Genomic DNA, 9,675 nt, shown 5'->3' on the forward strand with positions numbered 1-9,675 from the left:
CCTTCTCGCGTCTCATCGCGTCACGACGATCGCGCTGCCGTGGCCGAACAGACCCTGGTTGGCCGCCAGCCCGGCCCTGGCCCCCTCGACCTGCCGGGGGCCGGCCCGGCCGCGCAGCTGGTCGGTCAGCTCGCAGAGCTGGGCGACGGCCTGGGCGGGGATCGCCTCGCCGAACGAGGCCAGGCCGCCCGACGGGTTGACCGGGATCCGCCCGCCGAGCGCGGTGGCCCCGTCGCGCAGCAGCTTCTCGGCCCCGCCCGGCGGGCACAGGCCGATGTCCTCGGTCCAGTCCAGCTCCAGGGCCGTGGACAGGTCGTACACCTCGGCCAGTGACAGGTCCTCGGGGCCGAGGCCGGCCTCCTCGTACGCGGCGTGCGCGATGGCCGCGCGGAAGGGCCGCTCGGGCGGGGGGACGGCGGCGCAGGAGTCGGTGGCGAAGTTCGGCAGCTCCAGGACCGTGTTGGGGAACGTGGGCGTGACGGTCGAGACGGCCGCCAGGCGCACCAGGCCGCGGGCGCCCGCGTGGCGGCGGGCGTACTCCTCCGAGGCCAGCACCACGGCCGCGCCGCCGTCCGAGGTGGCGCAGATGTCCATCAGCCGCAGCGGGTCGGCCACCATGGGCGAGGCCAGGACCTCCTCCGTGGTGACGGTCCTGCGGTAGCGGGCCATGGGGTTGAGCGCGCCGGCGCGGGCGTTCTTGACCTTGACGGCGGCGAAGTCGTACGGGGTCGAGCCGTGCAGGGCCATCCGGCGGCGGGCGTACAGGCCGAAATAGGCCGGATTGGTGGCGCCGAGCAGCCGGAACCGCAGCCAGTCGGGATCGTCGGGACGATCGCCGCCCACCGGGGCGAAGAAGCCTTTGGGGGTGGAGTCGGCGCCGACGACCAGGGCGAGGTCGCACAGCCCGGCGAGGATCCTGGTGCGGGCCAGGTCCACGGCCTGGGCGCCGGAGGCGCAGGCGGCGTAGCAGGAGGCGATCCTGGCGCCGGTCCAGCCGAGCGCCTGGGCGTAGGTGGCGCCGGCGACGAAGCCCGGGTAACCGTTCCTGATGGTGTCGGCGCCGACGAGGTACTGGACGTCGGTCCAGGCGACCCCGGCGTCGGCGAGGGCGGCGCGGGCGGCGGCCAGGCCGTACTCGGTGAAGGGGCGGCCCTGCTTGCCCCAGGGGTGCATGCCGGTGCCCAGGACCACGACGCCGTTCGCCTGGCCGCTCATGAGGCGCGCCGCCACATCCACACGAGCGGGCCGTCCGCCAGGGGGCCCGCCGTGAGCTCCAGCTCCATGCCGACCTCCAGCTCGTCCACGGTGAGGCCGGCGACCTGGCCGAGCACCACGATCCCGGCTCCGTCGAGCTCGACCGCCGCGAGGGTCACCGGCACGTACGGCTGCGCGGCCACGTAGGGCGGGGGCGGGGGGTAGGCGGCGTTCGTGTACGACCACACGCGCCCCCGCCGGGGCAGCCGGGCGACCTCCATGTCGGTCCCGTGGCAGCGGGGGTCGGGGCAGGACCCTCGGCGGGGCGGGAAGCAGAGGGTGCCGCAGGCCGTGCAGCGGGTGCCGAGCAGGACGACCCCGTCGGCGTCGACGGCGAACCAGCCCTCGATCGCGTACGTCATAGCAGGGAGTATCACACAAGCGCTTGCTAGGGTGAATCCCCGTCGCGCCGCCGCCTCGCCAGCACGCGTACGGACATGGCCGCCAGCAGCCCCAGCAGCCCCGCGATCACTGGGGTCCTGCTCGCGGGAACGGGCACGCCCGGCCCCGCCTCGAGGCGGGGGGTGGGCCGCGCGGGCGGGCCCACCACCGCGCCCGGCCCGTTGGCCGCGCCGACTCCGCCGGTGGCGCCCAGCTCGTCGGCGGTGCCCGGCCTGTCGGTGGTGCCTGGTCCGTCTGCGGTGCCCAGTTCGTACGGCGCGCGCAGTTCGTCGGCCGCGCGGAGTGCCAGCAGGGCGTCGGCCACGCCGTGGCCGTAGGTGCGGTTGTGGCCGCCCGGCGGGCGTCTTCTGGTGCCCTGCTCGATGGCCGTGCGGACCTCCTGCGGCGACAGGCCGGGATGGGCGGAGCGGACGAGGGCCGCGATGCCCGCCACCATGGCGGCGGCCGAGCTGGTGCCGTCGCCCACCGCGTACGAGCCCGCGCCGTCGGCCGTGACGATCTGCGTGCCGGGCGCGACGACCGACAGGTAGTCCTGCCGGTTGGAGAAGCCGGCCACCCGGAGCCCCCGGTCCACTGCGCCCACGGCGATCACGCCGGGGTAGGCGGCGGGGAAGTTCTTCCTGTTGGCGCTGTCGCCGTCGTTGCCCGAGGAGGCCACCAGCACCGCGCCGCTGCCGAGCGCGTACCTGACGGCCTCCTCCTCGGCCGCCGAGCCCTCCCGCGTGCCGCTGCCGCCCCCCAGCGACATGCTGATCACGTCGGCGCCCTGGTCGGCCGCGTAGCGGATGCCGCGCGCCAGGGCGTCGCTCCCGCCCCGGGGCTGCCGCTCGCGCTGCGGGTCGCCGCTCTCCAGCGTGACCCGTACGGACAGGACGCGGGCCCCGGGCGCGACGCCGACGACCCCGGCGGCGCGGCCGGGGCCGTGCCCGCGGCCGGCGATCAGGCCGGCCATCGCGGTGCCGTGGTGGCCCCACGGCCCGTGGCCGCGCGCCGCGCCGGTGAGGTCGGGGCCCTCGACGACGGCGCCCGCGAGGTCGGGGTGGCGGGCGTCGACCCCGGTGTCGAGCACGGCGACCAGCACGCCCCGGCCCTCGCTGCGCCGCCACGCCTCGGGCAGGCGCAGCGCGCCGAGCTGCCACTGCCCGGCCCGCGCGACCGCCCCGATCCTGTCGCCGGCCCTGGCGCCGCCGGCGGCGGTCACGGAGGCCGGGACGGCGAGCACGCAGCAGATGGTCAGCGCCACGGCGAGGAGGCTCCTCATCGCGGCGGGGCCCGCCGCGGCGCGGTCGCGACCCGGGCGTGGCAGCGCGAAGGAGAGCTGGTGCACGGAGGACCTCGAGCGGGGAGAAGAGGGGGGAACGCTCGAACTGACCGGCATTCTGACACGCGGCCGCCACCGCAATCCGACGGTTCGGTAAACAGCCCGATACGCGGAGTAGTTCCGTTCTGTGGGCTTTTCTGCTACCTCGTAGGCGAAAGTCGGGACATACCCGCAGCGCGGGAGCTCAGCACATTACGATTGGCCACGGGCCGTGCGGGTGACGGGACCGTCACCCGTCCCCTCAGAGGAGGACACCATGGGAGCACCCCTCAGCGGTGACGATGCTGCCCACGAGCCGTCCCGACAACCACTGACCGAACGCGACATCGAGCTCCTCGCCTTCGAACGCCAATGGTGGCGCTACGCGGGCGCGAAGGAGCAGGCCATCAAGGAGACCTTCGGGTTCTCCGCCACGCGCTACTACCAGATGCTGGGCGAGTTGATCGACCGTCCGGAGGCGCTTGAGCACGACCCCATGCTGGTCAAGCGGCTTCGCAGGGTGCGCGCCGAGCGGCAGCGCGACCGCGCGGCCAGAAGGCTTGGCATGCGCCCCTGACCTGCTGGGTACGGCAGGCGCGTGGAGAACATCCCTGGAATTGAAGCAATCTTGAAGGACCCCGCCGGGGCCGTGATCGGGCTCGACTTCGACGGAACCCTGTCCCCGATCGTGCCCGATCCGGCGGCCGCCGTGATCCACCCCCAGGCGCCCGCGGTGCTCGCCGAGCTCGGCGCGCACGTGGGGGCCGTGGCCATCGTGACGGGCCGGCCGCCGGCCACCGCGCTGGAGCTGGGCCCGGGGCTGGCCGACGTTCCCGGGCTGGTCATCCTCGGCCACTACGGCTTCGAACGCTGGGAGAACGGCCGGATCTCCGCGCCGCCCCCGCCGGCCGGCGTGCCACGGGCGAAGGCCGACCTGCCGCTGCTGCTCGACTCGCTCGGCGTCGAGGGCGTGACCGTCGAGGACAAGGGCCGGGCCGTCGCGGTGCACACCCGCCGCGCCCCCGACCCCGAGGGCGCGCTGGCCGCGCTGCGCGAGCCGCTGGCCGGGCTCGCCGAGCGGCACGGGCTGGTGGTCGAGCCGGGCCGCATGGTGCTGGAGCTGCGGCCGCCGGGCATGGACAAGGGGCACGCGCTCGGCCTGTTCCTGGCCGAGCGGGACGCGCGCTCGGTGCTGTTCGCCGGCGACGACCTGGGCGACCTCGCCGCCTTCGACGCCGTACGGTCCTCCGGGCTGCCCGGGGTGACCGTGTGCAGCGGCTCGGCGGAGGTGACCGCGCTGGCCGAGCGGGCCGACATCGTGGTGGACGGCCCGGACGGCGTGCTGGCGTTGCTGGCGGAGCTGGCGTCGGCGTTCAGCCGTTGACGACTGGACTGCAAGTCCGGTTCTCTAGAGTCGGGCTCATGATCAAGCGTTACCTCGCCGTCGCCGCCACCGCCGCCGTCACCCTCGCCGCCGGCGCCTTCCCCGCCCACGCCGCGCCCGCCCAGGAGCTGAAGCTGCGTGCCGGGCTCACCCTCTACATCCCGATCCAGTGGGTGGTCCACCGCTTCGGCCCGGACAACGTGCAGGTCGTGACCGGCAAGTGCGGGAAGGCCCGGGGTTGGCGGACGCCGGAGTGCGACTCCTTCTACATTCTCGGGCCGTCCTTCATCAAGTACGGCGCGGAGGGCTTCGGCCCCTACACCGGCAAGAACCCGTACTACACGGCGAGCGACGTGCAGCCGTGCCCGTTCAACGAGAAGTGGGGCGAGAGCATCGGCCCGAAGGGCTCGCGGGGGCTACGCCAGGTCGGGCCCGGCCACAAGGCCACGTACAACGCCTGGAAGTCCACCTGCACGAGCTACAGCGGCACCGCGATCAAGGCCCGTTTCACCCAGCGCGAGTGGTATCTGCCGAAGAGCAAGATCCTGGTCGTCGACCAGTGGAACACCCCCGGCCTGGCCGACACGCTCAAGCACGCCGACTGGCGGTGAGCGCGCGATCGTGGCTCAGCCGAGGGCGTCGAGCTGGGCCGCGAGCCATTTCTGGGGCGGCAGGGCGGTGGCCGCGGCGCGCAGCTTGTCGCGCCGCGCCCGCCGCTCGTCCTCCGGCATGACCAGCGCCCTGTGCAGGGCGTCGGCCGTGCCGCTGATGTCGTAGGGGTTGACCATCAGCGCGTACGGGCCCAGCTCGGCGGCCGCGCCCGCCTCGCGCGAGAGCACCAGCGCGCAGCGCGGCGACAGCACCGGGCCCTCCTTGGCCACCAGGTTCATGCCGTCGCGGATGGGGTTGACCAGCAGCACGTCGGCCATCCGGTACGCGGCCAGCGACCGCGGATAGTCGTCGTGGACGTTGAGGATGAGCGGGTCCCAGTCCTCGGTGGCGAACTCGTTCTCGATCTCCTGGGCGCAGCGCTGCACCGAGGCGGTGTACTCGCGGTATTCCGGCAGGTCGTGCCGGCTCGGGTAGGCGAAGGCCAGGTGCACCACGCGGCCGTGCCACTCGGGATGGGCGGCCAGGAACTCGCCGTAGGCCACCAGGCCGCGCACGATGTTCTTCGACAGCTCGGTGCGGTCGATGCGGACGATGAGGCGGCGGTCGCCGACCTGCTCCCTGATCGCCGTGATGTGCGACTCGACGTCGGGCTCGCCGGCCCGCTCCCACAGCGCCGCGCCGTCCACCCCCAGGCTGTGGACGCCGATCCTGGTGGTGCGGCCCTCGTGGGTGACGCTGCGGGCCGCCCGGTCGACCTCCGCCCCGAGCACCGCCTCGCAGCAGTCCATGAACGCCGCCGCCCACCGCTCGGCCAGGAACCCGGCGTGGTCGGCGCCGAGTATGCCCTCCAGGACCTCGCCGGCCACCTCGTCGGGCAGCAGCGAGAAGTACTCGGGCGGCGCCCACGGGGTGTGGCTGAAGTGCGCGATGCGCAGGTCGGGCCGCTCGGCCCTGAGCATGGCGGGGGTGAGCGTGAGGTGGTAGTCCTGCACCATCACGCGGGCGCCGTGGCCGGCCTCCTCGGCGAGGGCGAGCGCGAAGGCGCCGTTGTAGTCGCGGTAGGACTCCCACTCGCGGGCGAAGCGGATGCCGAAGCTGGGCGCGTTGGGGATGTCGTAGAGCAGGTGGTTGACGAACCACAGGGTGGAGTTGGCCACGGCGTTGTAGGCGCGGTGGAACGTGGTCGCGGGGATGTCGAGCATGCGCAGCGGCCCGGTGTCGTAGCCGGCCTGGTCGAGCCGGCCGCCGGGGGACAGGCGCACGGCGCCGCGGTCGTCGTCGGACAGCGCCGCGCAGACCCACAGGACCCCGTCGTCCTTGGCGACCCCGGACAACCCGGAGACGAGACCGCCGCCGCCCCGTCTCATGATGAGAACACCGTCGTCGGAGACGGTGAAGGAGACCGGCCCTCTGTTGGAGGCCACGAGGACGCTGTTCATCGAAGCTCCTTCCGATCATAGGATCGCAGCTATGGCGCTTGATGAGCTAACCGAGGAACTCGCCCGATCCGCCGCCGCTGGAGATCATCGCGCGCTCGGCGAGTTGCTGGCCAGGATCGAGCCGGATGTGATGCGCCACTGCTCCCGGATTCTTCCGTACCACCAGGATGCCGAGGAGGCGTCGCAGGACACCCTGCTCGCGGTGGCGCGCAACATCGGCCGCTTCGAGGGGCGGGCCAGGTTCAGCACCTGGCTGCACATCGTGACGGCCAACTGCGCGCGCACCACCTACCGGTCGCTGAAGCGCAGGGCGGCCGAGCAGACCTCCGACGAGCTGCCGACGCAGAAGCCCGACGCGCGGCGGGTCAGCGTGATCGCCGGCTCGCGGCTCGACCTGCTCGACGCGATGGAGGCGCTGGAGGCCGACAAGCCCGATCTCGCGCAGGCGCTGGTCCTGCGCGACATCGTGCAGCTCGACTACAACGAGGTGGCCGAGCAGCTCGGCATCCCGCTGGGCACCGCGAAGTCGCGCATCCACCAGGCGCGCAAGTACGTCCAGGCGGCGCTGGGTGACGACTATCGGTGAGACGCCCCGTCTCATTCTTTGAGACAGGTGGTCGTTCCCGCCGCTTCGGCGGGTAGAGTCGTGTGCAACAACTTCATACAGCTCATCCAGAGGGGTGGAGGGACCGGCCCTGCGAAGCCCCGGCAACCCTCCCGGCTTTCGACTCGCGACCTGGCGAGGCCGACCGGGACAAGGTGCCAATTCCGGTTCGCGGTCAAGGTGGCCGTGGGCGAAGATGAGGGAAGGCCTCGCTTCATGTCGCACGACTTTGGTCCTGCCGTCGCTCTGTCCTGCCGCGAGTGCGGCGCCCGTTACCCGCTCGGGCCGAGCTTCGCGTGCCTGGAGTGTTTCGGGCCGCTCGAAGCGGCCTACGAGTTCGGCCGGGTGACCCGCGAGGACATCGCCGCGGGCCCGGCCAACATCTGGCGCTACCGCTCGCTGCTCCCGGTCCCCGTCGACGTCGCGAGCAAGCCCAACATGAACCCCGGCTGGACGAAGCTGGTCAGGGCGGGCAACCTCGGGCGGGCGCTCGGCATCAAGTCCCTGCACGTCAAGGACGACTCCGGCAACCCCACCCACTCCTTCAAGGACCGGGTGGTCGCCATCGCCGTCGAGGCGGCGCGCAGCTTCGGCTTCCACACGCTCTCCTGCTCCTCCACCGGCAACCTCGCGGGCGCGGTGACCGCCGCAGCGGCGCGGGCCGGGCTCGACGCCTGCGTGTTCATCCCGGCCGACCTCGAAGAGGCGAAGATCGCCATGGCCCGGGTGTTCGGCGGCAAGCTGATCGGCATCGACGGCACCTACGACGAGGTCAACCGGTTCTGCTCCGAGCTGATCGGCGACCCGCTGGGCGACAAGTGGGGGTTCGTCAACGTCAACCTGCGGCCCTACTACGCCGAGGGCTCCAAGACGCTCGCGTACGAGATCGCCGAGCAGCTCGGCTGGCGGCTGCCTGAGCAGATCGTCATCCCGATCGCCTCGGGCTCGCAGCTCACCAAGATCGACAAGGGCTTCAAGGAGCTCATCGCCCTGGGCCTGGTCGAGGACACCCCCTACAAGGTCTTCGGGGCGCAGGCCGCCGGGTGCTCGCCGGTGTCGGCGGCCTACAAGGCGGGGCACGACGTCGTCCAGCCGGTCAAGCCCAACACCATCGCGAAGTCGCTGGCGATCGGCAACCCGGCCGACGGCCCGTACGTGCTGGACATCGCCCGGCGCACCGGCGGGGCCGTCGAGGACGTCACCGACGCCGAGGTCGTGGCCGCGATCAAGCTGCTGGCCTCGACCGAGGGCATCTTCGCCGAGACCGCGGGCGGCGTCACCGTGGGCGTGCTCAAGAAGCTCGTCGAGACGGGGCGGCTCGACCCCGAGGCGGAGACCGTGGTCCTCAACACCGGCGACGGCCTGAAGACGCTGGACGCCATCGCCGGCGAGTCGTCGCGGCCCACCGCCGTGATCAAGCCGTCTCTCGACGCGTTCCGCGCGGCTGTCTGACAACCAGGAAAGGCGAGATAACCATGAGCGTTACTGTTCGGATTCCCACCATTCTGCGCACCTACACCGGCGGAAACGCGGAAGTGAGTGGCGAAGGCGCGACTCTTCGTGACGTGCTCGCCAAGCTCGATGCCGACTACCCGGGCATCGGCGCGAGAATTCTGGATGAATCGGGCAAGATTCGGCGTTTTGTCAACGTTTACGTTGGGGAAGAGGACGTCCGTTTCGCCGAGGGCCTGGACACCGCCGTCCCTCAGGGCGCGCAGATCTCCATCATCCCGGCGGTCGCCGGCGGCTGAGTGCCCGTACGACTCCACGGAAGGCGCCCCAAGCGGGCGCCTTCTGCTTTTCGGGCCTATTCAAACGTTGAAGTACCCGCACTGCGAACAAATGCGTCTTTCGTGGATTGACTCTGTTGCCAAACCCCTTGCCACAGGTATGGTCGAGGCGATCGTCTGGCTGTTTTGTCGTTAAGTCGGACGATTACGGGTCTCGCGGTGGAATGGGCGAGATCTGTAGCCCCAGTAAGAGGAGTCGGAAGTGGCGCAGGGCACCGTCAAGTGGTTCAACGCGGACAAGGGCTACGGCTTCATCGCGGTAGACGGTGGTAAGGATGTATTCGTCCATTACTCCGCGATACTGATGGACGGGTACCGATCTCTCGAGCAGGGCCAGCGGGTCGAGTTCGAGATCACGCAGGGCCAGAAGGGACCGCAGGCCGAGTCTGTCCGCTCGGTCTGATTTACGTCACCTGGTATGCACCGGCGGGGCCCGTGCGGCAGCGCAGTCCGTACGAGCCCGCCACCCTCGTAGTCGGCGATCGACGGCGGGCCACACGGTGAGCGGCCCGCCGTCCCTACGCCGATCGGCTGACCTGCGCGGAGGCCCCTCCAGAAGGTCGTTCGCTTGCACTCGGCAGGGTAGAGTGCTAAACAGTCGTTGGCACTCTGTGTGGCAGAGTGCCAATAACTCGGGATCGAGACGATGGGGTCTGCCGAACGGAGATGCAGTCCCTGGCCGTCGCGGGCGTCGGCTCGGTCCAGGACAAGCCACCCTGCATCTGGGAGGTCTAGCCTTATGGCAGCCAAGATGATCGCGTTTGACGAGGACGCCCGGCGCGGTCTCGAGCGCGGTATGAACCAGCTCGCTGACGCCGTCAAGGTGACCTTGGGCCCCAAGGGCCGCAACGTCGTGCTGGAGAAGAAGTGGGGCGCCCCCACGATCACCA

The 9,675-nt window shown here is 71.6% G+C and carries 11 protein-coding genes and 1 riboswitch; of the genes, 7 read left to right on the forward strand and 4 right to left on the reverse strand.

The window, feature by feature from the left end; translation table 11 throughout:
• Nucleotides 1-12: 12 nt before the first annotated feature.
• From ABD292_RS48275 to ABD292_RS48285, 3 genes are read right to left on the reverse strand one after another with little or no spacing between them, the layout of a single operon-like run.
• A complete protein-coding gene (locus tag ABD292_RS48275; RefSeq protein WP_344220145.1) occupies nucleotides 13-1,215 on the reverse strand; it encodes a lipid-transfer protein in 1,203 nt (400 codons plus the stop codon).
• Nucleotides 1,212-1,616 (reverse strand): Zn-ribbon domain-containing OB-fold protein, encoded by a 405-nt coding sequence (locus ABD292_RS48280; RefSeq protein ID WP_344220147.1) that lies wholly within the window; start codon nucleotides 1,614-1,616, stop codon nucleotides 1,212-1,214. The genes ABD292_RS48275 and ABD292_RS48280 overlap by 4 nt, the downstream gene beginning before the upstream one ends.
• 26 nt (nucleotides 1,617-1,642) lie before the next feature.
• Nucleotides 1,643-2,983: a S8 family peptidase gene (locus tag ABD292_RS48285; RefSeq protein WP_344220150.1), complete on the reverse strand. Its 1,341-nt coding sequence runs from the start codon at nucleotides 2,981-2,983 to the stop codon at nucleotides 1,643-1,645.
• A gap of 250 nt (nucleotides 2,984-3,233) precedes the next feature.
• Between ABD292_RS48285 and ABD292_RS48290 the strand changes: the two genes are divergently transcribed.
• The 3 genes from ABD292_RS48290 to ABD292_RS48300 are packed head-to-tail and all read left to right on the forward strand — an operon-like array spanning nucleotide 3,234 to nucleotide 4,951.
• Nucleotides 3,234-3,533 (forward strand): DUF3263 domain-containing protein, encoded by a 300-nt coding sequence (locus tag ABD292_RS48290; protein WP_329589251.1) that lies wholly within the window; start codon nucleotides 3,234-3,236, stop codon nucleotides 3,531-3,533.
• 51 nt (nucleotides 3,534-3,584) lie between these two features.
• Nucleotides 3,585-4,340 (forward strand): trehalose-phosphatase, encoded by a 756-nt coding sequence (gene otsB / locus ABD292_RS48295; RefSeq protein ID WP_344220153.1) that lies wholly within the window; start codon nucleotides 3,585-3,587, stop codon nucleotides 4,338-4,340.
• A gap of 38 nt (nucleotides 4,341-4,378) precedes the next feature.
• A complete protein-coding gene (locus ABD292_RS48300) occupies nucleotides 4,379-4,951 on the forward strand; it encodes a hypothetical protein (protein WP_344220155.1) in 573 nt (190 codons plus the stop codon).
• 15 nt (nucleotides 4,952-4,966) lie between these two features.
• On the opposite strand, the gene ABD292_RS48305 is transcribed toward ABD292_RS48300, so the two are convergent.
• Nucleotides 4,967-6,391 carry an alpha,alpha-trehalose-phosphate synthase (UDP-forming) gene (locus ABD292_RS48305; RefSeq protein WP_344220157.1) on the reverse strand — a complete coding sequence of 475 codons (1,425 nt, stop codon included), beginning with the start codon at nucleotides 6,389-6,391 and terminating at the stop codon, nucleotides 4,967-4,969.
• A gap of 31 nt (nucleotides 6,392-6,422) precedes the next feature.
• Here ABD292_RS48305 and ABD292_RS48310 point away from each other — a divergent pair, with 31 nt between their 5' ends.
• The 4 genes from ABD292_RS48310 to ABD292_RS48325 all read left to right on the forward strand — a co-directional run bounded on the left by ABD292_RS48310 (nucleotide 6,423) and on the right by ABD292_RS48325 (nucleotide 9,188).
• Complete coding sequence (locus ABD292_RS48310) at nucleotides 6,423-6,977, forward strand: RNA polymerase sigma factor (protein WP_091094399.1); 555 nt, start codon at nucleotides 6,423-6,425, stop codon at nucleotides 6,975-6,977.
• Nucleotides 6,978-7,056: 79 nt separating this feature from the next.
• Nucleotides 7,057-7,198: riboswitch (SAM riboswitch) on the forward strand.
• A gap of 13 nt (nucleotides 7,199-7,211) precedes the next feature.
• On the forward strand, nucleotides 7,212-8,447 hold the full coding sequence (gene thrC / locus ABD292_RS48315) for a threonine synthase (RefSeq protein WP_344220160.1): 1,236 nt from the start codon (nucleotides 7,212-7,214) through the stop codon (nucleotides 8,445-8,447).
• A gap of 23 nt (nucleotides 8,448-8,470) precedes the next feature.
• Entirely contained in the window at nucleotides 8,471-8,746 is a 276-nt protein-coding gene (locus ABD292_RS48320; RefSeq protein ID WP_344220162.1) for a MoaD/ThiS family protein, read from the forward strand.
• A 241-nt stretch (nucleotides 8,747-8,987) separates the two neighbouring features.
• The gene (locus ABD292_RS48325) at nucleotides 8,988-9,188 is read left to right on the forward strand and encodes a cold-shock protein (protein WP_090947280.1); all 201 of its coding nucleotides are present in this window, start codon (nucleotides 8,988-8,990) and stop codon (nucleotides 9,186-9,188) included.
• The last annotated feature ends 487 nt before the right edge of the window (nucleotides 9,189-9,675 follow it).

It is taken from the genome of Nonomuraea bangladeshensis (assembly GCF_039529455.1).
In the GTDB taxonomy this organism is placed as follows: domain Bacteria; phylum Actinomycetota; class Actinomycetes; order Streptosporangiales; family Streptosporangiaceae; genus Nonomuraea; species Nonomuraea bangladeshensis.

Excerpts from the sequence above, each read along its gene's own strand:
- ABD292_RS48290 (WP_329589251.1), top strand. The coding sequence starts at position 3,234 with ATGGGAGCACCCCTCAGCGGTGACGATGCTGCCCACGAGCCGTCCCGA.
- thrC (WP_344220160.1), top strand. The coding sequence starts at position 7,212 with ATGTCGCACGACTTTGGTCCTGCCGTCGCTCTGTCCTGCCGCGAGTGC.
- ABD292_RS48320 (WP_344220162.1), top strand. The coding sequence starts at position 8,471 with ATGAGCGTTACTGTTCGGATTCCCACCATTCTGCGCACCTACACCGGC.
- ABD292_RS48300 (WP_344220155.1), top strand. The coding sequence starts at position 4,379 with ATGATCAAGCGTTACCTCGCCGTCGCCGCCACCGCCGCCGTCACCCTC.
- ABD292_RS48275 (WP_344220145.1), bottom strand. The coding sequence starts at position 1,215 with ATGAGCGGCCAGGCGAACGGCGTCGTGGTCCTGGGCACCGGCATGCAC.
- ABD292_RS48280 (WP_344220147.1), bottom strand. The coding sequence starts at position 1,616 with ATGACGTACGCGATCGAGGGCTGGTTCGCCGTCGACGCCGACGGGGTC.
- ABD292_RS48305 (WP_344220157.1), bottom strand. The coding sequence starts at position 6,391 with ATGAACAGCGTCCTCGTGGCCTCCAACAGAGGGCCGGTCTCCTTCACC.
- ABD292_RS48310 (WP_091094399.1), top strand. The coding sequence starts at position 6,423 with ATGGCGCTTGATGAGCTAACCGAGGAACTCGCCCGATCCGCCGCCGCT.